General features: G+C 71.7%; 18 protein-coding genes. 7 read left to right on the plus strand and 11 right to left on the minus strand.

Translation table 11 applies throughout. The features are described from left to right. Nucleotides 1-26 precede the first annotated feature (26 nt). From ACIBI5_RS08655 to ACIBI5_RS08680, 6 genes are read left to right on the plus strand one after another with little or no spacing between them, the layout of a single operon-like run. Entirely contained in the window at nt 27-1,316 is a 1,290-nt protein-coding gene (locus ACIBI5_RS08655) for an ABC transporter substrate-binding protein (RefSeq protein ID WP_397244643.1), read from the plus strand. Beyond that, complete coding sequence (locus ACIBI5_RS08660; RefSeq protein ID WP_397244645.1) at nt 1,316-2,227, plus strand: carbohydrate ABC transporter permease; 912 nt, start codon at nt 1,316-1,318, stop codon at nt 2,225-2,227. Before ACIBI5_RS08655 ends, ACIBI5_RS08660 begins: the two co-directional genes overlap by 1 nt. Next, on the plus strand, nt 2,224-3,099 hold the full coding sequence (locus ACIBI5_RS08665; protein WP_397244647.1) for a carbohydrate ABC transporter permease: 876 nt from the start codon (nt 2,224-2,226) through the stop codon (nt 3,097-3,099). Before ACIBI5_RS08660 ends, ACIBI5_RS08665 begins: the two co-directional genes overlap by 4 nt. A 44-nt stretch (nt 3,100-3,143) precedes the next feature. After that, a complete protein-coding gene (locus ACIBI5_RS08670; RefSeq protein ID WP_397244649.1) occupies nt 3,144-4,130 on the plus strand; it encodes a Gfo/Idh/MocA family protein in 987 nt (328 codons plus the stop codon). Continuing rightward, entirely contained in the window at nt 4,127-5,149 is a 1,023-nt protein-coding gene (locus tag ACIBI5_RS08675; protein ID WP_397244651.1) for a Gfo/Idh/MocA family protein, read from the plus strand. The genes ACIBI5_RS08670 and ACIBI5_RS08675 overlap by 4 nt, the downstream gene beginning before the upstream one ends. Next, the gene (locus ACIBI5_RS08680) at nt 5,146-8,817 is read left to right on the plus strand and encodes a carbohydrate-binding protein (protein ID WP_397244653.1); all 3,672 of its coding nucleotides are present in this window, start codon (nt 5,146-5,148) and stop codon (nt 8,815-8,817) included. Before ACIBI5_RS08675 ends, ACIBI5_RS08680 begins: the two co-directional genes overlap by 4 nt. On the opposite strand, the gene ACIBI5_RS08685 is transcribed toward ACIBI5_RS08680, so the two are convergent. The 7 genes from ACIBI5_RS08685 to ACIBI5_RS08715 all read right to left on the minus strand — a co-directional run bounded on the left by ACIBI5_RS08685 (nt 8,814) and on the right by ACIBI5_RS08715 (nt 14,080). Further along, complete coding sequence (locus ACIBI5_RS08685) at nt 8,814-9,074, minus strand: DUF6510 family protein (protein ID WP_397244655.1); 261 nt, start codon at nt 9,072-9,074, stop codon at nt 8,814-8,816. The two genes, ACIBI5_RS08680 and ACIBI5_RS08685, sit on opposite strands and share 4 nt — an antisense overlap. Beyond that, nucleotides 9,071-9,739 carry a ferredoxin reductase gene (locus tag ACIBI5_RS08690; protein WP_397244657.1) on the minus strand — a complete coding sequence of 223 codons (669 nt, stop codon included), beginning with the start codon at nt 9,737-9,739 and terminating at the stop codon, nt 9,071-9,073. Before ACIBI5_RS08690 ends, ACIBI5_RS08685 begins: the two co-directional genes overlap by 4 nt. Further along, on the minus strand, nt 9,732-10,328 hold the full coding sequence (locus ACIBI5_RS08695; RefSeq protein ID WP_397244659.1) for a sulfite oxidase-like oxidoreductase: 597 nt from the start codon (nt 10,326-10,328) through the stop codon (nt 9,732-9,734). The genes ACIBI5_RS08690 and ACIBI5_RS08695 overlap by 8 nt, the downstream gene beginning before the upstream one ends. A gap of 67 nt (nt 10,329-10,395) precedes the next feature. Further along, entirely contained in the window at nt 10,396-10,809 is a 414-nt protein-coding gene (locus ACIBI5_RS08700; protein WP_397244662.1) for a hypothetical protein, read from the minus strand. A 55-nt stretch (nt 10,810-10,864) separates the two neighbouring features. Further along, nucleotides 10,865-12,601, minus strand: coding sequence for an alpha/beta hydrolase (locus ACIBI5_RS08705; RefSeq protein WP_397244664.1), 1,737 nt, complete (start codon nt 12,599-12,601; stop codon nt 10,865-10,867). A gap of 86 nt (nt 12,602-12,687) precedes the next feature. Beyond that, the gene (locus ACIBI5_RS08710) at nt 12,688-13,521 is read right to left on the minus strand and encodes a DUF72 domain-containing protein (RefSeq protein ID WP_397244666.1); all 834 of its coding nucleotides are present in this window, start codon (nt 13,519-13,521) and stop codon (nt 12,688-12,690) included. Between the two features lie 10 nt (nt 13,522-13,531). Continuing rightward, nucleotides 13,532-14,080, minus strand: coding sequence for a TetR/AcrR family transcriptional regulator (locus ACIBI5_RS08715; protein WP_397244668.1), 549 nt, complete (start codon nt 14,078-14,080; stop codon nt 13,532-13,534). Nucleotides 14,081-14,134: 54 nt separating this feature from the next. Between ACIBI5_RS08715 and ACIBI5_RS08720 the strand changes: the two genes are divergently transcribed. Continuing rightward, a complete protein-coding gene (locus tag ACIBI5_RS08720) occupies nt 14,135-17,221 on the plus strand; it encodes a bifunctional cytochrome P450/NADPH--P450 reductase (RefSeq protein ID WP_397244670.1) in 3,087 nt (1,028 codons plus the stop codon). Here ACIBI5_RS08720 and ACIBI5_RS08725 read toward each other — a convergent pair. From ACIBI5_RS08725 to ACIBI5_RS08740, 4 genes are read right to left on the minus strand one after another with little or no spacing between them, the layout of a single operon-like run. Then, on the minus strand, nt 17,197-18,414 hold the full coding sequence (locus ACIBI5_RS08725) for a TIGR02679 family protein (RefSeq protein ID WP_397244672.1): 1,218 nt from the start codon (nt 18,412-18,414) through the stop codon (nt 17,197-17,199). The two genes, ACIBI5_RS08720 and ACIBI5_RS08725, sit on opposite strands and share 25 nt — an antisense overlap. After that, nucleotides 18,407-22,405 carry a TIGR02680 family protein gene (locus tag ACIBI5_RS08730; RefSeq protein WP_397244674.1) on the minus strand — a complete coding sequence of 1,333 codons (3,999 nt, stop codon included), beginning with the start codon at nt 22,403-22,405 and terminating at the stop codon, nt 18,407-18,409. Before ACIBI5_RS08730 ends, ACIBI5_RS08725 begins: the two co-directional genes overlap by 8 nt. Further along, nucleotides 22,405-23,535, minus strand: coding sequence for a TIGR02678 family protein (locus tag ACIBI5_RS08735; protein ID WP_397244676.1), 1,131 nt, complete (start codon nt 23,533-23,535; stop codon nt 22,405-22,407). The genes ACIBI5_RS08730 and ACIBI5_RS08735 overlap by 1 nt, the downstream gene beginning before the upstream one ends. After that, nucleotides 23,532-25,034 carry a TIGR02677 family protein gene (locus ACIBI5_RS08740; RefSeq protein ID WP_397244678.1) on the minus strand — a complete coding sequence of 501 codons (1,503 nt, stop codon included), beginning with the start codon at nt 25,032-25,034 and terminating at the stop codon, nt 23,532-23,534. Before ACIBI5_RS08740 ends, ACIBI5_RS08735 begins: the two co-directional genes overlap by 4 nt. Between the last annotated feature and the right edge of the window lie 118 nt (nt 25,035-25,152).

Below are 25,152 nucleotides of genomic sequence, written 5' to 3' on the forward strand. Positions count from 1 at the left end.
CAGCACCTCCCCGAAGGGACCCAGCAATGCGCAAACGCATCCGCGTCGCGGTCGCCGCGACCGCCGCCGGCGCGCTTCTCGCCCTCACCGCATGTGGCACGAAGCTCCAGGACACCCCCGCCCCCACCTCCTCCCTGCTCTACTGGGGCAAGTGGGCCAAGGGCACCCCGCAGGCCACCCTCTTCGAGCAGGTCATCGCCGACTACGCCAAGGAGCGCGGCGTCAGGGTGGACGTGCAGTGGCTCGGCAACGGCCAGGAGGACCAGGTCGAGACGGCCATCGCGACCGGCCAGGGCCCCGATCTGTTCGACACCGCCATCGACCACACCGCCGGCTTCCGCGCCGCCGGCGCGCTCGGCGACCTGTCGGCGGTCTTCAGGACGAAGATCCCCGGGGAGAGCGCCACCATCGAGGAGGTCCTGCCCAAGAGCGTGCTGAAGGCGATCAGCGACGACAAGGGCTACGGGTTCGTGCCGCACAGCGTCTTCTCCATCGGCCTGTGGTACGACGCCGCCCGCCACCCCGGCTTCGCCACCGCACCGCCCAAGACGTTCGCCGACTTCATGGCCACCGCGCGCAAGGAGAAGGCCGCCGGCCGTCAGCCGATCGCGCTCGACGGCACGATCAACTCCTACAACGCCTTCTGGCTCTATCAGATCCTGCTCACCACCGCCGGGCCCGGCAGCCTGCGCCGGCTCGCCGAGGACCCGGCCGCCTGGGACGACCCCAAGGTGAAGAAGGCGGTGACCGAGGTGGAGTCGCTGGTCGAGGCGGGACTGTTCCAGCCCGACCACATGGCGACCAAGTTCCCGGAGGCGCAGAACGCGTGGGCGGCCGGCGAGCACACCTTCAACCTCAACGGCACCTGGCTCGGCAGCGAGACCGCCTCGCTCCGGGTCAAGGCGGTCCAGCCGCGGGTCATCTCGCTGCCGCCGGTGGATCCGGCCAAGGGCTCGATCGTCACCGTCGGCGCCCTCGGCTGGGGCGTCAACCCCGGCTCCAAGAACCAGCGGGCCGTCGCCGACTTCCTGGCCTTCGCGATGCAGCGCAAGTACATCGACCGGATCGCCACCGACGCCGCCAACATCCCCGCGCGCGCCGACTCCCCCGCGCCCGACGAGCTCACCGCCATCCAGCGCGCCATCCGCGAGGCCACCGAGATCAGCCTCGACTTCGACGGCGTGGCCACCGTGCGGCCGAAGTGGTACAACGACGTCTTCCTGCCGCTCGACGACAAACTCATCGGCGGTTCGATCGACGCCGCGACGTTCCTGTCGGAGGGCAAGTCCCGGACCGCCGCGCTGGCGAGCGACTAATGTCCGTCTCCGGCGCCCTGCACGCCGAGCGCCGCCGGCTCTACCTGCCGATGTTGCTCCCGGCACTCCTCACCTACCTGCTCTTCTTCGTACTGCCCTCGCTCTTCGGCGTGGTGCTCAGCTTCGCGGAATGGTCGGGCCTCGGCACCGCGTTCTCGTGGACCGGGCTGGGCAACTACACCGAACTGCTCACCAGCCGGATGTTCCTGACGTCGTTCCTGAACACCGTCCTGCTGACGTTGCTCGTGGGGGCGGCCCTCTTCCTCATCGCCGCCGCCGCGATGATCGTTCTGCGTACGGCACGCGCCGGGGCGTTCATCCGCTCGGCGGTCTTCCTGCCCTTCATGATCTCCCCGATCGCGGTCGGCCTCGCGGTCTCGTTCCTGTTCAACCCGAAAGGCATGGTCAACACCCTGCTCGGGCTGCTCGGCCTGTCCGCGCTGCGCCAGCCGTGGCTCGGTCCCGAGCTCATCTTCCAGGTGATCATGGCAGGGGTGGTGTGGAGCGCGGCCGGGTTCTACGTCGTGCTGGTGATGTCCGCGGTCGACGGCATACCGCCGAGTCTCTACGAGGTGGCCCGCATCGAAGGGGCGGGCCCGCTCCAGCAGTTCAGGCACGTCACTCTGCCGCTCACCCGCGACATGCTGGCCATCGCGGCGGCGCTGTGGGCGATCGCCGGCATCAAGACGTTCGAGATCGTCATCGCCTTCGTCGGTACGGCCGGCACCCCGCCGCCCGAGGCCCGCACCCTGGCCGTCGAGCAATGGCTGCGCGTCACCGGCGGCCGGGTGGGCGGCCTGGCCCAGCTCGGCGAGGCCGCCGCGATCGGCGTGGTCATGACCGCCGTCACCGCCTTGCTCATCGTGTTGTCGCGCCGCATCCAGCGGCGCGACCGGCTGGAGTGGTCGTGACCGGCTTCCCGCGCGCCGCCTTCGGGACCGCGGCGGTCGCGCTGATCAAGCTGGGCCTGTGGGTCTGGGTGCTGTTCAACGTCGGCATGGTCCTGTGGGTCATGCTGAACTCGGTCAAGTCCTCGCGGGAGATCTTCGCCAACCCGGTGGGCCTGCCAGGCACCTGGATGTGGGAGAACTTCGCGACCGCCTGGTCCGGCTCGGGCCTGGGAACCGCCACGGTCAACTCGGTCCTGCTGACGGCCGTCTCGGTCACGTTGATCATGGCGCTCAGCGTCCCGGCCGCCTACGCGGTGGCGCGGCTCGGCGCCCGGTCGAGCGGGCCGGTGGCGACGTTCTTCGCGGTCGGCATGAGCATCCCGTTCCAGGCGTTCGCGGTGCCCATGGTGCTCATCGGCATCGGCCTGTCGCGCTTCATGGTCGATTGGATCACCGGCGCCTGGGATCCGCGCGTCACCGTGGCGATCTTCTACGTCGTGCTGAGCCTGCCGTTCAGCGTCTTCGTGCTGATCGGCTACTTCCGCTCGTTGCCCGGCGAGCTGGAGGAGGCCGCCTCGCTCGACGGCGCGACGCCGTTCCGCACCTTCTGGAAGATCATGGTCCCGCTGGCGCGGCCGGGCATCACCACCGTGGCCGTGCTCAACGCGCTGAGCCTGTGGAACGAGACGGTGATCGTACTGATGCTGGTCCCGGACCAGCGCATGCAGACGCTGAACGTCGCGCTCCTCAACTTCTACTCCAACATGCAGTACACCTCGAACTGGGGTGGGCTCTTCGCCGGTGTCGTCATCGTGGTGCTCCCGATGATCGCGACCTACCTGTGGTTCGGCCGCCGCATCGTCAGCGGCATGACGCAGGGCATCGGCAAATGACGATCGACAGCGCGCGCCGCGCGCGGGAAACGGACGGTCACTCCATGCACAGAACGGTCGGACTCATCGGGGCCGGCGGCATCGCCAACGCCCACCTCCCGGCCTGGCTCGACCTCGGCTACGACGTCGTGGTCCATTCTCCCGCCGACGACGCGGAGCAGCTCGTACGCCGCCACGGCGGCGGCCGGGTGGCATCCGGGCTCGGCGAACTGCTGGCCACGGCCGCGGTCGTCGACATCTGCACCCCCACCGACACCCACTTCGACCTGGCCCTGGCCGCGTTGGAGCACCGCCTGCCGACGGTGTGCGAGAAGCCGCTGACCCGCACGCTCGGCGAGGCGGAGGAGCTCGTGGCCCGCTTCGCCGAGGCCGGGGTCCCGCTCTTCCCCGCGCACGTGGTGCGCTACTTCGCCGAGTACGCCGAGCTCAGGGCCGCGGTCGCCCGCGGCGACGTGGGCCGGGTCGCGGTGCAGCGCCACACCCGCCAGGGCCGCAGCCCGCACAGCGGCTGGTACCTCGACGCGGACCGGTCCGGCGGCGTGCTGCTCGACCTGATGATCCACGACATCGACGTCTCCCGCTGGATCGGCGGCGAGGTCGAACGGGTCTTCGCCCGCACCCACGCGGTGGACGGGAGCCAGAGCACGCAGGCGTTCCTGACCCACGCCTCAGGCGCGATCTCGGTGCTCACCGCGACCTGGACCACGGCCCCGATCGGCTTCCGCACCCACTTCGAGGTCGCGGGCTCCCACGGCGTCCTGCACGGCGACTCCGACGAGCGCCGCCCCTTCCGCTACCAGGGCGAAGCCGCCGCAGACGCGGGAATCCTGCCCGACTTCTCCCCCCTGACCAGCCCCTACCGGGCCGAGCTCGGCGACTTCCTCGACGCGATCGCGACCGGCGGCACGCCGCGCGTCACCGCGCTCGACGGCCTGCAGGCCATGCGCGTCGCCGACGCCGTGGCGCGCTCGGTCGCCGAGAGCCTGCCGATCGATCTCAAGCCCGCCACGGAAGAGGCCTCCGCCGCATGAGAATCGCCATCCTCTCCTTCGCCCACCCGCACGCCACCGAGTACGCCGCCGCGCTGCGCCGCAGCGACGGCGTCGAGGTCGCCGCCTGCGACCCCGGCCACGCCGAACGGCCGGCGGCGGAGTCGGGCGGCCGCGAACTCGCCGCATCGCTCGGCATCGCCTCCTTCGACACCGAGGACGAACTCTGGGCCTGGCGCCCCGACGGCGTGGTGATCTGCGCCGAGAACACCCGTCACCGCGACCTCGCGGCCCGAGCCGCCGCCCATGGCGCGCACGTGCTCTGCGAGAAGCCGCTGGCGACCTCGGCCGCCGACGCGGCCGCGATGATCGAGGCCGCCCGGGCCGCGGGCACCGTGCTCATGACCGCCTTCCCGGTCCGCTTCGCCCCCTCATACGCGGAACTCCGGGCGGTGGTACGGCGCGGCGACCTCGGCCGGATCGTCTCGATCGCCGCCACCAACTGCGGCGGCGTGCCCACCACGCGCTCATGGTTCGTCGACGCCGCGCTCAGCGGCGGCGGCGCACTCACCGACCATGTCGTGCATGTGGCCGACCTGCTCGCCGATCTGCTCGACGACGACCCCGTCGAGGTGTACGCCATCGCCAACACCATCCCGAACCCGGAGCTGAACCACGCCGGCAATCCGGTCGAGACCGCCGGACTGCTCTCGCTGCGCTACCGCGACGGCGTCATCGCCTCGATCGACTGCTCCTGGTCGCGCCCGCCGGGCCGGCCCAACAGCGGCGACCTGGTCACGCTCACCGTCATCGGCACCGAGGGCATGGCCGAGATCGCGCCCTTCGCCGACGTCCTGACCGGCTGGAACGACCGCGGCGTAGTCGCACGGGGATACGGCGCGCCGCTCGACGACCTGTTGATCCGCGCCTTCCTCGACGCGGTGCGCTCAGGTGAGGCCCGTCAGCCGGACGCCCATGCGGGCCACCGGACGGTCGCGCTCGTCGAGGCCGCCTACCGCTCGCTCGCAGAGTCCGCTTCCGTGCCCGTGGAGATCCGATGATCCGCCGCCTGCTCAGCGTGGCCGCCTGCGCCTTACTCGTGCTGCCCATCAGCCCGGCCGCCGCCGCGGCGGACGCCGGCCGTACCACCGTGACCTTCACCGACACCCACCAAGTCCTGCACGGCAACCCGTACACGGGCACCGCCTTCGACATCAACTCCCCCAAACCCGCGGGGCAGCGGGGCTGGGTCTTCACCGACGACCCGGCGATCACCGACTTCGTCCAGGGAACCAAGAAGATCCCGGACGACGCGGACATCGTGCGGCTGCAGATCGCCTGGGCCGACTTCGAGCCCAGGAACGACGAGTTCACCTGGGACCGGCTCGACGCCTTCATGCGGCGCATCGTCGAGCAAGGCAAGACCGTCGAGTTCCAGCTCCTGATGTCGGAGGCGCCCGACATCGAGAACGACCCGAGCGTCTTCGCCTACGAATACCCGCCTGCCTGGCTCTTCGACGAGGCGGGGGCGAGGTTCCGGCTCGCGCCGTACAACACGATCTACAAGTCGAAGCAGCCGATCTACCACGACCCGATCTACCTGGCTGAGCTCAAGGAGGCGGTCAGCGCCTTCGCCGCCCGCTACGACGCGAACCCGGGTATGGCGTGGGTGGACCTGCGGGCCTTCTCCCTGTTCGGCGAATGGTCGGGCTGGAACGACGCCATGAACTTCCCCTGGCCGGACAGCACGACCCGCACCACCACCCTGCGCAAGATCATCGATATCTACGCCGACGCCTTCACCCGCACGATGGTCATGATGCCCAACCCGGGCGCGGACGTGATCGCCAGTGACCCGGACGCCGGCTCCCAGGCCAAGCGGTACGCCGCCTTCGGCTACGAGCACGCCGCCCGCAACGAGAACTGGGGCCTGCGCTCCGACACGGTCAACAGCGCGTTCGCGTGGATGAACCACAGCACCACCAGCGAGAGCGTCTGGATCAACCGCAAGCTCCGCCGCGACATGATCCAGGTCTCGGAGGGCGCCGGCTGGGACAGCGGGATCATGCTGAACAACCCGCGGCTCGTGGTCAAGAACGCGCTGGAGGACTACCGCTCCAACCTGCAGGGCATCAACAACACCAGCTTCACGCACTGGGAAGCCATGAAGACGGCCTACGGCGAGTGGTTCACCACGCTCGCGCGCTACTCCGGCTACCGCTTCCTCATGCCGTCGGCGACGTACGACTCCCGTGTCGCGCCCGGCGGCACGTTCGCCCTCGACCACACGTGGACCAACAACGGCGTCGGCTTCAGCCCCCGGCGTTACCCGCTGGAGGTGCGTTTCACCAACCGGGCCACCGGCGAGGTGGTGTGGCGCGGCACCGACGGCTCGCTCGACCAGACCAGGTGGTTCAAGGGCGACGTTCGTGAGCTCCGCTCGACGTTCACCCTGCCGGCCGGGGTGCCCGCAGGGGCGTACGAGGTGGGCATCGCCCTGCTCGGCGAGGACGGCGAGCCGCGCGTCGAACTGGCCATGCCGGACGGGTCGGGCAAGGTCTACCCGGTCGGCACCGTCGAGGTCGCCGCCGGCGCCACCCGCCCGGCCGTCACCACGGCGCCGCTCACCCAGTTCAAGGTCGAGAACGAGGACTACACCGCCGCCCAGGGCGCCTACGGCGTCGAGGCGCCGCCCGAAGGCGGCTTCGGCGCGCTCTATCTGGACGCGGCGGGCGAGTGGGCCGAGTACGACAACGTGGTGGTGCCCGAGGGCGGGACCTACCGTGCCGAGTTCCGTGTCTCCTCCGAGGCGGGCAACCGCTTCCGCGTCGAGATCGACGGCAAGGACGCCCTGGGCCCGATCACCGTGCCCGACTCCGGCGGCTACAACGTCTACCGGACCGTCGAACGCGGCCTCACCCTGCCCGCCGGCCGCCACACCATCAAGATCATCCGCGAGGACGGTCGCTGGTTCTTCCTCAACTGGATGCGCTTCACCCGCGACCGCCCGGAATCGCGCACCATCCAGGCCGAGCGGCCGGCCGCCCAGGAAGGCGTCTGGCTCGCCGCCGCCGACGCGGCCGACGACGACGGCACACCCGGCGTCTCGGTGATCGACACCGGCGACTGGCTACGCTACGACGGCGTCGAGATCCCCTCGACCGGCGACTACCTGCTGCAGATGCGCTACTCCACCGTCAACGACGCCCCGCTGAAGTTCCGGGTCGAGGTGGACGGCACCGACGTCACCGGCGAGCTCAGCCTGCGTCCGACCGGCGGCGTCGAGCGGATGCGGACCGAGGACTTCGTCCTCCCGCTCACCAAGGGCAGCCGATCCGTCAAGGTCGTGTGGACCGCGGCGAGCTCGAACGCCGTGTGGAACTGGCTGCGCCTGGACGCGCAGCGGGCCTTCACGCAGACGATCGAGGCCGAGCACTACACCATGCAGTGGAACCTCGGCCAGGAATGGTCCTGGCAGGGCCACGACACCGGCGTCGTCGTCGGCTCGCACCCCGGCCCCGGTGGACAGGTCAAGGCGGTCGGCCGCATCAGCACGAACGACTACCTGCGCTACGAGAACGTCTTCGTCCCCCACACGGGCCTGTACAAGGTCGCCTTCACCGCCGCCTCCGACAGGTCCGCCACCTTCCGCTTCGAGGTGGACGGCGACCGCTCACAAGTGCACGTACCGGACACCGGCGGGGCGTTCAAGCCGGTCACGACCTGGGTGAAGCTCACCGCCGGGGTCCACACCCTGCGCATCGTCGCCGACGTGGACTCCGGCCTGCTGCTCGACCGCTTCTCCATGACGGCGGGCACCGCGGCGGTCAAGGCGCTGATCGCCAGCGGCGCCGCCGAACTCAAGGTGGGCCAGACCGGCAAGGTCACCACCCAGACGGTGAACGCCGACGGGAGCCGTACTCCCGTCTCCGAGGGCGTCGTCTACACCAGCTCCGATCCGATGATCGCCAAGGTGGACGCGCAGGGCGCGGTCACCGCGGCCGCCTGGGGCACCACGACGATCACGGCCATCTACGAAGGCGTGTCCGACAGCTACCAGCTCACCGTCACCGATCCCTCGGTGATCCTGACCTACGTCAACGACGACTCGCAGGTGCGCTACACCGGCCAGTGGGGCGTGGACCGCGGCCGGGGAGTCGGCGACCACAACGACGACGTGCATTACTCCACCGAGACCGGCGACCACGCCGAACTGACCTTCACCGGCACCGGCATCAGCTACCTCACAGAACGCTTCACCGACATGGGCGTCGTGGACATCTACGTCGACGGACAGCTCAAGGCCACGGTGGACTGCAACGGGCCCAGGCGGCTGGCGCAGCAGCGGGTCTTCCGGCTGGCCGGGCTCACGCCCGGCGAGCACACCATCCGCGTGGTGAACAAGCAGCGCTTCTCCGAGACCGGGCGGATCGCGCTCGTGGACGCCTTCATCGTCGAGTCACCCCGGCCCTGGGCCGAGGGCAGCGCGCTGAAGGCGGACAAGGTCAAGCGGACCTCGGTCAAGCTGTCGTGGCCCCAGGCCACGGTGGCGGCCAGGGGGTACGCGGTCTTCGACGGCGAGCGCGAGATCACACGGGTCAAGAAGGGCAAGGCCAAGATCGGCTCGTTGGTGCCCGGGTCCACGCACCGGTTCACCGTACGGGCCGTGCTGCCCGGCGGCGCGCTGCTGCCGGACGGACTGTCGGCCGAAGTGACCACCCGAAGTTAGGAGCCGAGCGGTATCCGCAGCGAGACGGCCCCGCGCAGGTCGAGCCAGGCCGCCTCCGGACCGCGGACCAGCCGCATCACCACCTCGTCACACCCGGGGCAACGGGCGACCAGCCCCGGATCGGGCCCATAGACCCGCAGACCGGCGACCGGACCGACCAGCCCGCAGGAGGCGCACGTACCCGAGGCCTCCGACAGGTCGACGGCGAAGATCTCGCTGAGCGGTCCGGCCATCGCGTTGCCGTCGAGGTGGTTCATGAGGACGCTCCAAAACGCTCGGTCTTGATACGCGCGGGGTCATGGCCGAGCCCCACGAGCAGATCGGCCGCCGCCTCGACGAACCCGGTCGGGCCGCAGACGAAACAGTCAGGCCCCGGCCCCGGCAGATCGGCGGCGGTGAGGCGGCTGTCGCGCACCCGGGTGTACACCAGCGACACCTCGACGCCGGGATCGGGTTCGCGCAGCTCGCCGGCGTAGTAGAGCTGCTCGGGCGAGCGAAGGGAGTAGATCAGGTGGAACGGCGTGGCCACGCCCGCCGTACGGCGGGTGCGGATCATCGCCATGAGCGGCACGATCCCGGCGCCACCGGCGACCAGCAGGACCGGCGCCGGATCCTCCGGCCGCCACACGAACCAGCCCCCGACGGGCCCCCGGATCTCCAGCCGGTCGTCCGGCTCCATGATCTGGGTGAGGTACAGCGAGACCTCCCCGTCCTCCAGGCGCTGCACGGTCAGCTCGACGCCTTGGGTGGTGGCCAGGGAGTAGCTGCGGCGGGCGGTGTAGCCGTCTTCGGCGGTCAGCCGCACGTCCACGTGCTGGCCCGCCAGGTGACCGGGCCAGCCGGGCACATCGAAAATCAGGGTCCGCGCGCTGGACGTCTCATCCCGCGCCTCGACCAGCCGCGCGGGCCGCCACTTAGTCATCGGCGTACCGCTGCTCACGCCAGGGATCGCCGTAGTTGTGATACCCGGCCGTCTCCCAGAAGCCAGGATGGTCCTGGTTCAGCAGGCGGATGCCGCGTACCCACTTGGCCGACTTCCAGAAGTACAGGTGCGGCACCAGCAGCCGCGCCGGCCCTCCATGCCGAGGCTCCAGTTCTTCCCCGCCGAAGCGATGGACGATCCACGCCTTCCCATCCAGCAGATCCTCCAGCGGCAGGTTGGTCGTGTAGCCCCCATAGGAATGGACCAGCGCATACTCGGCGACAGTCTCGACATCCTCGAAGAGCACATCCAGCGAGACACCCTGCCAGGTGGTGTCCAGCTTGGACCAGGTGGTCACGCAATGAATATCAACGGTGGGCGTCTCGACCGGCAGCCCCATCAATTCTGCCCAGGTCCACCGATGCACCGCTTCGGCTTCGGTGTCAATGACGAACTCCCACCCGTCCAACGGCACCCGCGGAGTGGGCCCGGCCGACAACACCGGAAAATCCTCCGTCAGATACTGACCCGGCGGAAGCCGATCATCCTGACGCCGCTTACCACGAAACCCCCGCGAAAAGACCCCCATGCCTCACCACCCACTCTCCGGAACATCGCCCCCGCTCAGTATCCCGCACCGTGGGCATCAGCCATGGTCAGGGGGCTGGAGTTCCGTCGGGCCAGATGCAGGGGGACGACGCGCCGAGAAAGATGTGGTCACCCTCAGCCCAGGTAAGGAACAGCCTGAATCCGTCAGGCTGAGACTCCCCACTCAGGTCCGGATTGCCGTTACTCCCCATGGATACGATGCGATGACCTCGAGACTGCCAGAACACTCGAATCTGCCGAGAAATAGCCAGATTTTGATCTTTCGGGACATCGCGCAGCCAGTATGCGCGGCTCACGATGATCTGATTTTTGGAGGCTCCTTCGCCCAGGCAACCACTTGGCGCGTTGAAGGACGAGATCACCTCCAGTCTGGGCCTGGGATTAATCGCTCGAACCGTCTCGCTGATCAGCTTGTCGTTGATGGCGATCGCCTGTCCCTGACTGAAAGTGGGCTTGTTCACGGTGCATCCGATCAAGAGGAGGAGAACGAAAGCAAGGAGAGCACGGAGCACATCGTCACCTGTTCGGATTGCGGGCCAGGGCGGGGTCGAACTCAGGCATGAGGAGTTGGGGCTGGCCGCTACCTGCCTGAGGCGTTGTCAGATGGTCGTATTGGCCGTTGATGAGACGGCCCATGTTGCGCAATGAGGTGGATCCGGCGTCCCAGTAGCTGCTGTGAGCGGCTGTGTAGACCTCCCGGCCGACGGGGAAGCGTTGGGCGCCGAATGACTCGTCTCCTGGATCCGCTCCGAAGCTGCCCAGTGTGGTTACCGGGTCGCCGCCGGCCTCGCCTACCCAGACGTGTTTTGGGTCGAGGCCCAGTTCGCGGGCGTGGTTGACGCCGACGCCGGGGCTGCCGACCAGGATGAGGTCGTCGGCCAGGCGGCCCGGGCGCAGGGTGGCGGCGTGGCCGCTGGTGAGGGAGCCGTAGCTGTGGCCGATGACGACGGAGCGGGCCGTACCGGATGGGTGGTGGGAGGCGCGCAGGCCGTCGGTGAAGGAGGCCAGGGCGGCGCCGCCCTTCGCGGCCGCGCCTTCGAAGGCTACGGATTTGCCGGGATCGAAGAGTCCGGGGTCGATTTGGGGTGCGTCGTAGCCCAGCCAGGTGATGGAGGCTATGGATTTTCCGCCTCCGGTCACCGCTGCCTGACGCCAGAGGGCTCGGGCGCGTTCCAGGTCGCCGTGGGCGGCGTCCAGCCCTGAAGTGAGGCCGGAGACGTTGGTCACGGTGATGTCGGCGGTGTCGGGGTCGCCCCAGGAGATGATCAGTCTGCCGTTGCCGGTCAGGTCGAAGGCGAGGAGCAGCGGGCTCGGGTAGCCGGGGCGGGGCTGGAGCTCTTCTTCGATGAGGTTCAGGCGGCGGAGCTGGTTGGCGGTCTTCTCCCAGCCGCCCAGGTCCTCAGGGCGATCGAACGACTTCTTCAGTTCTGTGGCCAGGCGGGCCTTCTCGGCGCTCAGCCAGTGGCGGTTGGCCTGGTCGCGGATGGCTGCGGGCAGGCCGTTGAGGTTGCCGAAGCCGGCGAGGGTGGTCGGCCGCGGGTCTTCGGGCAGGGCGTGCCACCAGGCGTTCACGCGGGCGGCCAGGGTGGTGTCCTGTCCGCTCTCCTGTACGGCCAGCAGCGCTGGGACCGCCCCGGCGTCTCCGGCGGCGACCCGGTGCAGGAGCTGACGGACCTGACCGGAGCCGGGCGCATGGGCGCCGAACAGGTCGTACGCCGCCAGCCCAGCGGGAAGCGTGCTCCAGGGGACGGATCGCTGGATGCGGGACAGGCGCTGCCGCAGGTCCCGGCCGCTTTCCGCGGACCAGCCGGCCACCTGGCCGAGGGTGTGGCCCGGCTGGGCGGACAGGCCGTGCCCGGCCAGTTCGGATCCCAGGCGGGAACCGGCCGACGCGAGGGTGTGGCCCGCGTGGTCGAGGACCGACACCAGCGTGCTCATCGCCTGCGGGTCGATTCCACGGAAGGCGCCTGCCGGGGCGCTCGCGCCGGTCGGTGAGGTGGTCAGGGCGGGGGTCGTGGGGTTCGGGCCGCCTTGCCGTACGACCAGGTCGCCCAGGGCGCGCATGGCGGCGGACAGCGAGGACTGGAGCCTGGTCCGGTGGCCGGTGAGATCGGTCGTGAACGCGGCGGCGCCGCCCCCGACCCAGGCGTGGGCGTGCATCAGCCGGGCGGCGGTGTCCAGCGCGGCGTGGTGTTCGATGGCCAGTGCCGTCACTCGTTGGAAGGCTGCCAGCGCCGCCGCGTACTCCGCCATGACCGGCTCAGGATGTCAGGCCGGGCGCCTCTTCTTCAGGCGGTCAGCGGCTTGCCCAGGCCTGACCCGAAAAGAGGCTGATCGGGTCAGAACAGGGTGAGCGGCGGCTCTTCGGCCACCGGCTCAGGCAGCGGGGCGAGGCGGGGGAGCTGGGCGCGTACCTCGTCGTGGAAGCGGCGGGCCAGGGTCAGTGCCTCGGCGTTGTCGGGGGTGTGGACGAAGACGGTCGGTGATCGTCCTTCGCGCAGCCAGGCCGCGGTCGTCTCCACCCAGAACCGCCAGCCTTCGACGGTCCTGGCGGTGTCGTCTCGGCCGAGGTAGCGGACGATCGGGCGTTCGGTGAGGGCGTGCGAGCGGCGGGGGACACGGGGTTTCTTGGTCCACGCGTCCCGCTCGGCGTCGCTGGTCGGCGGGGTTTCGAAGAGTGTGACGGTGTCGAACGGCACCCATTCGGCGTCCAGCTCGCCCAGCATCCTCTCCAGGTTCCCGATGGACGGGGCGTGGTCGAAGAAGGCGTGGTGCCGTACCTCGACCGCGTAGTGGTAGGCGGCGGGCATGCGGCGCAGGAACGTGGCCAGCACGCGCAGGTCGGACGGGGAGAAGGAGCCGGGCAGCTGCACCCACAGGGCGTGGGCGCGGGGGCCGAGGGGTTCGATCGCGTGCAGGAAGGCGCGGACCTGGTCGCCGACGTCACCGAGGCGGCCTTCGTGGGTGATCGTCCTGGGCAGCTTGATCACGAAGCGGAAGTCGGCCGGGGTCTGCGCCGCCCAGGTCTCGACGGTGGCGCGGGACGGCGTGGCGTAGAAGGTGGTGTTGCCTTCGACCGCGTTGCACCGGGAGGCGTAGGCGCCGAGCCGCTCGCCCTGCGGAAGCCCCCAGCGGGCATGATTCCACATCGCGCAACCCACGTGTAGATCCATATGTCCGACGTTACCGGTCCAGGTACGCTTCCAGGCCGCCGATCAGCAGGGTGACGGCGTCGTCGAAGGCGTCGGGGCGGACGCCGCCGGTCGACTCGGAGAAGATGAAGCCGCTGACGAACGAGCTGAGGATCTCGGCCGTCCGTGACAGTTCCTCCTCCGGGACGCCGGCCATGCGCAGGAGGCGGTCGAGCACCTCCCACAAGCCGCCCTGCTGTCTGCTCATCACCTCGGGGTTGTTGAACACGTACCGCCACAGCGACGGCTGCCGGTGGGCCAGTTCCCGGTAGGCGTGGCCGAGCGCCCGCATCTGGTCCTGCCACGGCGAGCCGTCGTCGGGGGGCATCGCGAGCTGGGCGGCGGTTCTGAGGCAGAGCTCGTGGATCAGGGCCGTCTTGTTCTCGACGTGGTGGTAGACCGACATGGGGTTGACGTCCAGCTCGGCGGCGAGCTTGCGCATGGACAGCCCCTCCACGCCGCCCGCGTCGATCAGCCGCCACGCCGCGGCGTAGATCTCTTCCGGAGTCAGAGGGGCACCCCTCCGCGCGCTCACTGCCATACGGCGTATGGTAGCGTCCGCCATACGGTGTATGGCTGACCCCTTGGAGTGCCCATGATCCCCTCACCGCCTGGCCTGCCCCTGCTCGGCAACATGCTTCAGGTGCCGGCGCACTCGCCGGCCGCCTACTTCGACGAGCTGGCCGCCCGCTACGAGGAGGGCCTGTTCCAGCTGAACCTGCTCGGGAACGACGTCCTGTTCGTCTACGATCCCGACCTCGTCGAGGAACTCTGCGACGAGAGCCGGTTCCACAAAGGCATCCAGCCGCCGCTGTCCTTCCTGCGCGACCTGGGCGGCGACGCCCTGTTCACCGCCCGGCACGACGAGCCCGTCTGGGGCCACGCGCACCGCATCCTGATGCCCGCCTTCAGCCAGCGCTCCATGCGCGCCTACTTCCCGCAGATGCTGGAGGTCTCCGACCAGCTGATCGACTCCTGGGCCGCCCGCCAGGGGCAGGACCTGCCCGTGTCCGACGACATGACCAGGCTGACCCTGGACACGATCTCGCTGACCGGCTTCGGCTACCGCTTCCGTTCCTTCGACCAGCCCGAGCTGCACCCGTTCCTGCGCGCGATGGGCTCGGCGCTGACCGAGGCGATGCTGCGCCTGCGCCAGCCGCCCGTGGTGACCAAGATGCTGCGCAAGCGCCAGGAGGCCTACGAGCGCGACATCCAGACGATGCGAGCCCTGGTCGAGGAGGTCATCGAGCGGCGCGCCGCGCGGCCGAGCGGCGCCTCCGACCTGCTCGGCCTCATGATGGAGGCGACCGACCCGCGCACCGGCGAGCGCCTGTCCGAGGCGAACATCCGCGACCAGGTCATCACCTTCCTCATCGCCGGGCACGAGACGACCAGCGGCCTGCTCTCCTTCGCCCTGTACAACCTGCTGCGCGACCCGCACACCCTGGCCAGGGCCTACGCCGAGGTCGACGCCCTGCTGCCCGGCGACACCCCGCCGACCTACGAGACGGTCATGAAGCTGGACGTGATCTCGCGCGTCCTGGAGGAGACGCTGCGCGTGTGGTCGCCGATCCCCGCCTTCTCGGTGTCGGCGTTCGAGGACACGGTGATCGGCGGTTCCTATCCGGTACGCGCCGGCCAGCAGGCGGTCGTCGTGCTGCCGTCGCTGCACCGCAGCTCGAAGGCCTGGGACCGGCCGGAGGAGTTCGACATCGACCGCTGGCTCCCCGAAAATCGCAAAAATCACCATAAATCCGCGTACAAGCCCTTCGGCAACGGCGAGCGCGCCTGCATCGGCCGCCAGTTCGCCCTCACCGAGGCCCGCCTCGCGCTCGCGATGGTCCTGCGCCGGTTCGCCGTCTCCGACCCCACCGCCTACAAGATCAAGACCAAGCAGACCCTCACCCTCAAGCCGGACGGCTTCACGGTCCGGGTCCGCGACCGCCGCCCCCACGAGCGCGGCGCCGCCCAGGAGCCGGTCCCCGAGCGGCACGAACGGCAGCAGGATCTCGCCGTCACCGGCACCGCCCTCACCGTGGCCTACGGCTCCAACCTCGGCACCTGCTCCGACCTCGCCGAACGCCTGGCCGAGCGGGCCGGCCGGGCCGGCTTCGCCACCACGCTGACCACGCTCGACGACCTGCGGCCGCCGGCCGAGGGCCTCCTGCTGGTCGTCGCCTCCTCCTACAACGGCCGCGCGCCCGACAACGCCCAGCGCTTCGACGCGCTGGAAGAGCTTCCCGGCCTTTCCGGCGTACGGCTGGCCGTGCTCGGCTGCGGCAACACCCAGTGGCCCACCTACCAGGACTTCCCCCGCCGGGCGTTCGACAAGCTGGTGGCGGCGGGAGCCGTACCCCTGATCGACAGGGGTGAGGCGGACGCGGACGGCGACTTCGACGGGGACGTCTCGGCGTGGACGGCGCGGTTGTGGGCGGCGCTCGCCGAGGAGTACGCGGCCTCGGCGGAGGCGGCGGGGCCGCGCTACGAGATGGAGGTCCTGACCGAGGCCGAGGTGCGGCCCGCGGTCGTGTCCGAGCGGGCGGTGCCGCTGCGGGTGGTCTCCAACGAGGAGCTGACCGGCGACCCCTCGGGGCTGTGGGACTTCTCGAAGGAGGCGCCGCGGGCGGGCGTGCGCTCGATCGTGGCCGAACTGCCGGAAGGCGTCACCTACGCCGCCGGCGACCACCTGGCGGTCTTCGCCAAGAACGACCTCGAGCTGGTGGAGTGGGCGCTGCGCGTCCTGCGCGTCCCCCGCGACCAGGTGGTACGGCTGCGCGCCCGGGGCGCCACCCATCTCCCCCTGGACGCCCCGGTCACGGCCGGCCTTCTGCTCACCGACTTCGTGGAACTGCAGCAGGTGGCCACCCGCGCCGACCTGTCCACGCTGGCCGCGCACACCGCCTGCCCCTGGACCACGCGGCAGCTCGGCGAGCTGACCGAGGGTTACACCGACGAGATCCTGGCCAAGCGCGTCTCGGTGCTGGCGCTGCTCGACCGCTTCCCCGCGATCGAGCTGCCGCTGCCCGTGTTCCTGGAGCTGGCGGGGCCGATCAAGCCGCGCTACTACTCCGCCTCGTCCTCGCCGCTGGCCGACCCCGGGCGCATCCGGATCACGGTCGGGCTGGTGGAGGGCGCGGCCTGGTCCGGGACGGGCGAGTACCGGGGGATGGCCTCGGCGTATCTGGCGGGGCTGGCGGAAGGCGAGGTGTTCTACGGCTACGTCCGCGTGCCCGCCCCGCCGTTCCGCCTGCCCGCCGACCCGGCGACACCGGTGATCATGGTCGGGCCGGGAACCGGGTTCGCCCCGCTGCGCGGCTTCCTGGAGGACCGCGCGCTGCGCGGCGCCACCGGGCCCGCCCTGGTGTTCACCGGCTGCCGCCACCCCGAGCACGACTGGCTCTACCGCGCGGACGTGGCGGCGTGGGCGCCGGACGCGCACGTCGCCTTCTCCGCGCGTGACGGCCGCCTCGTCCAGGACGCGCTGGCCGAGCAGGCCGACCGGGTGTGGGAACTGCTGGAGCGGGGCGCCCACGTGTACGTCTGCGGCGACGGGCTGCGCATGGCCCCCGCCGTACGGCAGGCCTTCCTCGCCATCCACCACGCCAAGACGGGGCGGCCGGGCGAGGAGTGGCTGGCGGCGCTCGACGCCGGGGGCCGCTACCAGCAGGACGTCTTCGCCTGAGGCGCGGCCAGGTCGCTCAGCAGCTCGGACAGGACCAGCTCCTCCTCCACGCGGACCGCCCGCCGCCGCATCTCCTCCGCCAGCGGCGGGTCCCAGGGCGTGGGCACGGCGCGTCCTGCCAGCGGGGCGTCACCGGCCGCCCGCCGGTAGGACGCGGCGTCGTACCGCCACGGCGCGAACCCCACACGCTCGTGGACGGCCGCGGCGATCGCCACGCCGCCCCAGTCGAAGTCGCCGTGGTAGGCGAACGACGATCCACCGGCGGCCAGCAGGCCGAGCAGCCGCCAGACGGCCGCGGACGGGCGGCCGTTCACGCAGACCAGAGGCGGGCAGGCGGCGCCGAGATCGTCCGCGGCGGCGGCCACCACGACCGGGTTCTCGCACAGGCGCACCAGGCCCGCGGCGATCGGCCCGGCGCGGCGGAGCTGGCGCAGCGTGCGCACGTGCGGCTCGCCCGGCGTGGGGTCGCCGGGCAGGCCGAGGCTCAGGACCAGCGACGACAGCTCGTCCAGGTGCACGCCGACCGCCGCCCATGCCGCCCGCCTGGCGTCGGCGCCGCCTTCGGCCGCGTACGGCAGACCGGCCAGGGCGCGGGCCGCCGACAGGGCCAGGGTCGCCACCGGGCGGCCGTCGTCGAGCGCGTGGGCGTCACCGCAGGTCTCGGCGGCGAGCCGGCCGATCGGCACACCCGTGGACGGCAGCCGCGCCAGCACCGCGACGAGCCGGTCCAGCAGCGATCCGGCGTCGGCGGGTTCGGGCGCGAGCCTGCGTACCAGGCCGGAGGAGTCCAGCCAGCCCCGCCACCCCGCGAGATCCTGCCCGCCCCCGACGCGCCTGGCGAGGTGCGTGTCCAAGACCGCGAACGCGGCGCGCCAGGCGGTGTCGCGGTCGGCGGCCAGGGCGGTCAGGTCGCGGATCGGGCCGCGCAGGACCGCGACCGCCTGGGCGAGGCCGTCGCAGGCGCCGCTGGCCCGCAGCACCCGGTCGACCTCCTCCAGCGACACCGACAGCGAGGCGCCGCTCCCGGCCCGGCGGCCGAGCAGCGTCTCGACCGCCCGCCGCTGGCCGTGCGTCGCACCCGTCAGCGAGACCGAGCCGGTCAGGGGCCTGCCGCGTTCCAGGCGGGTACGCGCCCGGTCGACCAGCCACGCCAGCTCGTCCCCGCCCAGGAGCCGCGCGAGCCGCTCACTCATCGGCCAGGCCTCCCGGTGAAGGGCGTTCGACCCGGCGGCGCTCCCTGCCGTCCCAGCGCCACGGCGTGACCAGGACCGCGTCGATGCCGTCGCGCCGCGACAGCTGGGCGATGGCCAGGCCGGGCACCTGCGGGTAGCAGCCCCACTCGCGCTCGCTGGTCATCACCACGTCCATGTCGAAGGTGGCCAGCAGGCCGAGGCACTTGGCCCGTGAGTCGTCGTCCACCCCGGCGAACGCCTCGTCGAGCGCCACCAGGCGCGGCGCGTACGGGTTGCCCGCCGACTTGTAGTGCGCCGACGCGGCGGCGAACAGCGGCACCGAGGCGGCCAGCACCCGCTCGCCGCCCGAGGCGGGACCGGTGGCGGGCCGCCACTGGCCCTCCTGGAGCCGCTGGATGGCGAACTCGTGCCACGCCCGGTAGTCCAGAGCCCTGGTCAGCGCCTCGCTCCAGCCGGCCGCCGGGTTGTCGGCGTGCTCCCTGGCGATGCGTTCCTGCAGGAAGGAGCCGACCGCCGCCCGGTCGTCCTGTGACCACGCGTCGACGGTCTGGCGCAGCTTGCCGCGGACGCGGTCGAGTCCTTCCGGGGCGTTCTTCGCGGTCTTCCACACCAGGCGCAGCCGCATGCCGGTGGAGGTGGGACGCGACTGGAGTTCCTCGTTCATGCCGCCGACCTCGTTCTCGGCCGCCGCGATGAGCTCGTGCAGCGTTCCTGCGACCTCGTTGAGCAGGTGATTCTCCAGCAGCTCGCGCTCCTTGGCCGACAGCAGCCGGGCGCGGCCGGCGGTCTCCTCCGCCAGCGCGCCCACCAGGTCGGGGATGTCGCGGGCCCGGCCCTGGAACGTCACGTCGACGATCATGACGCCTTCGGTGACGGTCAGCCCCGCCGAGTGGCCCTGCCTGGCCATCGCGTCGGACAGGAGCTTGTGCTCGTCGGCGACCTTGCGCTGCACGCGTTCCCACGGGCCGTCGCCGTCGTCGACCGCCTCCAGGTCGGCGTTGACCGCCCGCGCGAGGACGACCGTGGGCGTGGCCGACCAGGCGGTGGCCGGGTCCGGCACGTCGCGGCCGGGCAGCGCGACCTTGAGCAGGCCCGTCGCGGCGAACGCGCGGAAGTCGCGCACCGCCTCGTCCCTGGCGCGCGTGGCCTCGACGATCTCGCCGGCCAGCCGTTCGCGCACGCCTTCCGCCTTGCCGCGTTCGGTCGCGAGCCGCTGCTGCCTGGCGCGGGCGTCGCTCTCGGCCCGGTCCCGCCCGCGCAGCTCCTGCCGTACCTCCTCCAGGCGGCGGAACAGCTCCTCCACCGCCGCGCCCGCCGTCTCGGCGAGCGAGCGGTACACCTCGGCCGCGGCGCGCGCCCGCTCCCCCGCTTCCGCGGCCAGCTGCGCCGCCTCGGCCAGCCGCTCGGCCGCGAGCGCGACCTCCTGCGCGGCCTCACGTTCGCTCTCGCGGGCCGTGCTCAGCGCGTGTACGGCCGGCCACAACCTGGCCAGCTCCAGCCGGTACTCGGCCAGCGCCGCCCTGATCTCCCCCAGCGGCCCGCGCTCGGCCGGCAGGCCGACGTCACCGGCGAACTCGGCCGCCCGCACCTGGGCCGCGTCGAGCTCGGCCTGCCGGGTGTTCATGAGGCCGACGGCGCGCTGGTGGCGTTCGTGGATCGTTCTGCGGCGCTCGTGGGCTCCGGCCAGCTTCACGTGGGCCTCGCGGACCGGGGCGTCGGAGGGCAGGGCGCGGTGCTCGGTGGCCAGGACGGCCTGCCGTACCGCGAGATCCTGCTTGTCGCGGTCGAGGTCGTCGGCCCGCAGCGTGGCGTCGGCGAGTTCCTGGGCGAGCGCGGCCAGGCGAGCGCGGCGGGCGGACTCGCGCGCGCCCTCGCCGATGTGGTCGGCGGCGGCCTTGTGCCAGGCGCCGGCCAGCAGGCCGTTGACCCAGCGGCCGTCGGTGGCGATCCAGGTCGGCGAGCCGGGCCCGAGTCCGATGCCGGCCAGCACGGAGAGCACGATGGCGTCGTCGAGCGCGGCGGCCTGCGGGTCGGCGCGGTCGATCGCGGGGCGCAGCACGTTGGCGCAGGACGGCCCGCTGACCCTGCCGCGCAGGATCACCGTGTCGCCGGCTATCAGCTCGGCCTGCGGGGTCAGCCACGCGTCCAGCAGGCCCGCGGCCTCCAGGGCGGCCTCAAGACCGGCGCGGTGATCGGCGGGCACCCCGTCGGCGAAGTCCACGACCTTCCACAGCGGCGCCCCCGGCCGGGTGTCGCCGCGCGGGGCGCGCGTGTGCGGGGCGGGCGGCGCGTCGTGGCCGCCCGCCTCCAGCCGGGCGATCTCCACGGCCAGCTCGTCGGCGGCCAGCCGGGCGGCGGCGAGCTCGGCGTCCAGCTCGGTCTCGCGCCGGGCGAGCGCCGCCGTGGCCTGTCTCAGCGCGTCGTCGACGGCGGTGGCCGCGGGGTTGGGTCCCGCCGCGTTCTCGCTCCAGTCCCGGAGTACGGCCAGCACGCCGTCCCGGTCGGCCACCCGCAGCTCGCTCAGCCCGGTGAGGTATCCGGCGAAGGAGTCCAGCAGCTCGGCGGCCCGCTCGCCGGCCACCTGCCCGGCCAGCGCGATCGCCTCCGCGGCCTCGGTGAGCTCGCCGGTCAGCCGGTCGACCTCGGCCCTGGCCGTCGCGACCCCGGCGGCGGCGTCGGCCACCGCCTGCAGCAGGCGCTCAAGCTGGGCGATCGCGTGCTCCTGGCGGACGACGGCGTTCTCGGCCTCGCGCCGGGACTCGGAAAGCCCGACCCCGGCCCGGCCCGCGGCGTCCTCGGCCGCGTGGTGGATCGCGTCGTGCTCCTCCTGCGCCCGCGCGGCCTTCTCGCGCGCCGTCTCGGCCCGGCGGGCCAGCCGCCCGGTCTCGCCGTCGGCGCGGCTCAGCTCCTTGCCGGTGCGCTGGGCGTGCTCGGCCAGGCGGCCCGCCTCCTCGCGCGTCTGGTCCAGCCGTTCCGCGTCGCGCATCTCCGGGCTCTGCTGCAGCGCCGTACGGCGGGCGTCGAGCAGGTTCTTCTCCGTGGCCAGCTCGCTGAGCAGGTCGTCGACCGACTCCAGTTCGGCCTCCGCCTTCGACTGGCGCAGCTCCGCCTCGGCCAGGTCGCGGCCGAGCTTGTCGTAGCGGCTCTGCGTGAGCCTGGGCCCGGCGGCCTTCCGCTTGGTGGCCGTGGCCGCGTAGGCGCGGTAGTGGTCCAGGAAGCCGGCCGCGGCCTTGCGCGCCTCGTCCAGGCCGCGCAGCGCGTCGCGTTCCTCGTCCAGGCCGCGGAAGGCGTCGGCGACCGTGGCCAGCAACGTGGAGCTGAGCGGGGGCAGCGCCTCGGTGAGGGCCCTGGACAGCAGCTTCTCGTCCGGGCGCTTCGACAGCTGCGGCTGGCGGAGCTGGATCAGCAGGTTGACCAGCGCCTCGTAGCGGTGCTCGCCCAGCCAGAACAGCGCCTCGTCCACCGCGCGCCGGTAGTCGGCCGCCCGGTCGTAGACCATGCCGTGGCCGTCCACGGCCTCACGCAGGTTCTCCCTGGTCAGCGCCACGCCGGTGGGTGAGATCAGGCTCAGTCCCGCCCCGACGCGCTGCGGGGTGACGAAGAACCAGTGCCTGACCACGCCCCGGTCCCTGACCGCCTTCAGCCCGCAGCCGATCGTGCGGAACTCCTGGCTGCCGTCGGCGGCGCGGCGGCCGAACTCCAGCCACGTGTAGCCGAGCCGCTCCGGATGCGGATGCTTGCCGCCGAGCAGCAGGTTCCACTCCATGCGCTTCTGCCGGTCGCCGTCCGGCTCGACGCGGTGCGAGGTCAGTTCGCCGTCCAGCAGGAAGGGCAGGGTGAGCGCGAGCACCTTCGACTTGCCGGTGCCGTTGTTGCCGCGCAGCAGCAGGCGGCCGTCGTGGAAATGGAACTCCTCGACGTCGTAGTAGAACATGTCGACCAGGCCCGCGCGCAGCGGCTTCCAGCGCTCCGCGCCGGGGGTGGGCAGCATCAGGTTCCTTTGACCGTAGGCGGATCGAGCGCGTAGCGGGAGATGGCCGGCAGGCCGGTGACCCGGCTGCCCTCGACGTGCGCCAGGCGCAGGGCGGTGAGCTTGCCGAGCGCCACCGCCAGCAGGCCGTCCTCCGCGCCCGGATCGGTGACGCCCTTGCGCCAGAAGGAGGTGTGCTCGGCGGCCGCCCGCCGGACGAACGCCCTGAGCTCCTCGGTCGAGGCGCTGCCCAGCGCGGCCAGTCGCTCGGCGACCAGCAAGGTGACGTGGCCGTCCGTGCGCTGCTCGGGCAGGCGTACGTCGGTGAGCTCGTCGTCGGGGTCGACCATGGCGATGCCCTCCGCCCTGACCTCGGCGACCAGGCCCGTGGCCTGCTCGATCCTGCGGATGACGGCGTGCCGCTGCGAGGTCAGGTACGCCAGCTCGTCCGCCCCCAGATCCCTGAAGTAAAGGACGGGATCGTCCAGCAGCCACCTGGTCAGGCGGCGGCGTATCGCCTGGTTGCGCAGGTCGTCGGTGTCGGCGTACGGCTCGGCGGTCAGTTCGGCCAGCCGTTCCTCGAAGGACTCGGCGGTGATCGTGGACGGCCCGCGCAGACCGGTGAGCAGACCGGCGAGTACCTTGCGCCGCACGTCGTAGAGCACGTCGCCGGTCTCGGCCAGGTACGCCTCCTCATCACCCGAGACCCGGTCGAGAACTCCCCAGCCGAGCAGCGTACGGACCACCGCCACCAGGTCCCCGCGCTCGGCCCTGCTGCCGAGCGTGAAGGCGTGCTCGGCGCCCGCGTCCAGCACCTCCTCGGCCAGCCGGCCCAGCGTGGTCTGCGCGTCGGCCCGTTCGAGCACCGACAGGGCCAGGCAGAGCACCACGTACCGTCGCCGCCCGAACGGCTCCCCCGCCCGGCCGAGCGCGGGACGGGTGGCGTCCAGGGTGTCGGGCACCGCCTTGAACAACCGGGCGGACTCCGCGTCCACGACGAGCCGCCAGCCGGTCTCCCTGGTCAGCCAGTCGCGCAGCTCGGCGGCGTGCCGCCGGACCAGCACCAGTTTCTCGGGGTCGCGCAGCAGCGGGCTCATCAGCAGGGCGCGCAGCGCCGCCTGGCACTGGGCCAGCTCCTCCTCGGGGGTCACGCGACCACCGTAATCTCGATCACGTGCTCGGGGCCGGTCAGGACCCCGTCCTCGGTCTCGATCGCGACCATCCCGCCGTCCGGCACCAGCGTGAGCCGCACCTCCATCGAGCCGTCGCCGGTCGTGGTCTTCACCTCCGTGTCGTGCGGCCCGCGGGCCGACAGCGCGTCCCCGAGCAGCCCCAGGAACAGCCGGAAGGCCATCGGGTCCAGCACGCCCAGCCGCGAGAGCAGTACCGGCCCGTCCGTGCGCAGCCGCTCGCGCGCCCGCGACGTCTGCGCCGCCTCCCGCTCGGCCCGCTCCAGCAGAACCCGGCGGGCCTGCGAGCGGTCGGCCACCTTGTTGGGCCTGCCGCGCCGTTCGTAGGATCCGGTACGGCGAAGCTGCGGAGAGATCCGGATCGGCGGCGCCTGCGCCCACGGGGTGGAGGCGGGAACGTCGGCGATGTCCTGCGGCGGGATCGTCAGATGCCGGGCCGGGGCCAGCCCGAACGCGGCGCGCCAGAGCCGGTGCATCGCGGCCTCGTCCGGCGCGTCGGCGAACCACCTGGCCAGCGTCCTGAAGTCGGCCGAGCGGTCCGATCGGCCTGAGCGCCGCTCGTTGAGCAGGCCGACGGTGTCGATGAGCTGCTTGATCGCGGTGACCGCCGACTGCCGCAGCAGCCGGGCCTGTGACGGGTGGCCGGTGTCGCGCGAGACGAACCAGTCGCGCAGGCCACGCCATCTGTTCTCCCAGCCGGCCAGCACCTTGGCGTACTCGGCCGAGGCGTCGGCGCCGTCCGGCACCGCGTCGGCGGCCTCGCGCCGCGCGGCCGTCTCCAGCAGCCCGTGCTGGCCCAGTTCCTCCAGTTCGAGCAGCAGGCGGGCGATGCGGGCCCCGGAGTTGGCCAGCTCGGCGATGAAGCGGTTGATGTAGTCGATCAACCGCTCCTTGTAGGCGATGAAGCCGTCCACGTCGCCGTCGGCGAAGTCGATCGCGCGCCGCAGCGACGCCATGAACGCCCGCGCGTTGTCGGCCAGCGACGCGAACCGCTCGGCCAGCGAGATCAGGATCAGGTGGACGCCGGCCGGATCGGGGTCGTCCTGCCCGCTCAGCGTGACCAGGGCCTGGAGCTGGTCGGCGATGTCGCCGAGCGCCACCGCCTGGAGTTGTCCCCGCCGGCCGATCGCCTCCTCGTAGAAGGCGATGGCCTGCTCGGCGGCCTGGCCGGCGGCGGTCAGCTGGAACAGCAGCCGCTTGCGGTGGAAGTCCTCGACCGACGAGACCCTGCCGGTGTCGGCGTCGGAGCGCAGGTTGCCCCAGTCGACCAGCCGCTTGAGCGCCTGGGCGAGCTGGTCGTCGCTGTCGCGCCGTAGCTCCGCCGCGACCTCCTCCGGCCGCAGGTGGACCACGAACCGCTCCTTCGCCCGCGCGAACGCCACCAGGATCTCCCGGTAGAACGCGGCGTTGGGCGCGCTCAGGTGAGCGAACGCCTGCGGTTGCTGAGGAGCGGGAGCCATATGTCTAGTGTGAACAATTCCGATCGGGTGTCACCCTGATTGACCCGCACCGTATCCATCATGCGATCAACCGCGCTCCGTGCTATGGACCGGCAGAACGAAGCGCCGCCGGCGGACG

Origin of the sequence: Nonomuraea sp. NPDC050540, from assembly GCF_044457485.1 — a bacterium.
Classification (GTDB): domain Bacteria; phylum Actinomycetota; class Actinomycetes; order Streptosporangiales; family Streptosporangiaceae; genus Nonomuraea.

Excerpts from the sequence above, each read along its gene's own strand:
- ACIBI5_RS08660 (WP_397244645.1), top strand. The coding sequence starts at position 1,316 with ATGTCCGTCTCCGGCGCCCTGCACGCCGAGCGCCGCCGGCTCTACCTG.
- ACIBI5_RS08685 (WP_397244655.1), bottom strand. The coding sequence starts at position 9,074 with ATGAACCACCTCGACGGCAACGCGATGGCCGGACCGCTCAGCGAGATC.
- ACIBI5_RS08740 (WP_397244678.1), bottom strand. The coding sequence starts at position 25,034 with ATGGCTCCCGCTCCTCAGCAACCGCAGGCGTTCGCTCACCTGAGCGCG.
- ACIBI5_RS08675 (WP_397244651.1), top strand. The coding sequence starts at position 4,127 with ATGAGAATCGCCATCCTCTCCTTCGCCCACCCGCACGCCACCGAGTAC.
- ACIBI5_RS08720 (WP_397244670.1), top strand. The coding sequence starts at position 14,135 with ATGATCCCCTCACCGCCTGGCCTGCCCCTGCTCGGCAACATGCTTCAG.
- ACIBI5_RS08670 (WP_397244649.1), top strand. The coding sequence starts at position 3,144 with ATGCACAGAACGGTCGGACTCATCGGGGCCGGCGGCATCGCCAACGCC.
- ACIBI5_RS08725 (WP_397244672.1), bottom strand. The coding sequence starts at position 18,414 with ATGAGTGAGCGGCTCGCGCGGCTCCTGGGCGGGGACGAGCTGGCGTGG.
- ACIBI5_RS08680 (WP_397244653.1), top strand. The coding sequence starts at position 5,146 with ATGATCCGCCGCCTGCTCAGCGTGGCCGCCTGCGCCTTACTCGTGCTG.
- ACIBI5_RS08730 (WP_397244674.1), bottom strand. The coding sequence starts at position 22,405 with ATGCTGCCCACCCCCGGCGCGGAGCGCTGGAAGCCGCTGCGCGCGGGC.
- ACIBI5_RS08690 (WP_397244657.1), bottom strand. The coding sequence starts at position 9,739 with ATGACTAAGTGGCGGCCCGCGCGGCTGGTCGAGGCGCGGGATGAGACG.
- ACIBI5_RS08655 (WP_397244643.1), top strand. The coding sequence starts at position 27 with ATGCGCAAACGCATCCGCGTCGCGGTCGCCGCGACCGCCGCCGGCGCG.
- ACIBI5_RS08705 (WP_397244664.1), bottom strand. The coding sequence starts at position 12,601 with ATGGCGGAGTACGCGGCGGCGCTGGCAGCCTTCCAACGAGTGACGGCA.
- ACIBI5_RS08695 (WP_397244659.1), bottom strand. The coding sequence starts at position 10,328 with ATGGGGGTCTTTTCGCGGGGGTTTCGTGGTAAGCGGCGTCAGGATGAT.
- ACIBI5_RS08710 (WP_397244666.1), bottom strand. The coding sequence starts at position 13,521 with ATGGATCTACACGTGGGTTGCGCGATGTGGAATCATGCCCGCTGGGGG.
- ACIBI5_RS08715 (WP_397244668.1), bottom strand. The coding sequence starts at position 14,080 with ATGGCAGTGAGCGCGCGGAGGGGTGCCCCTCTGACTCCGGAAGAGATC.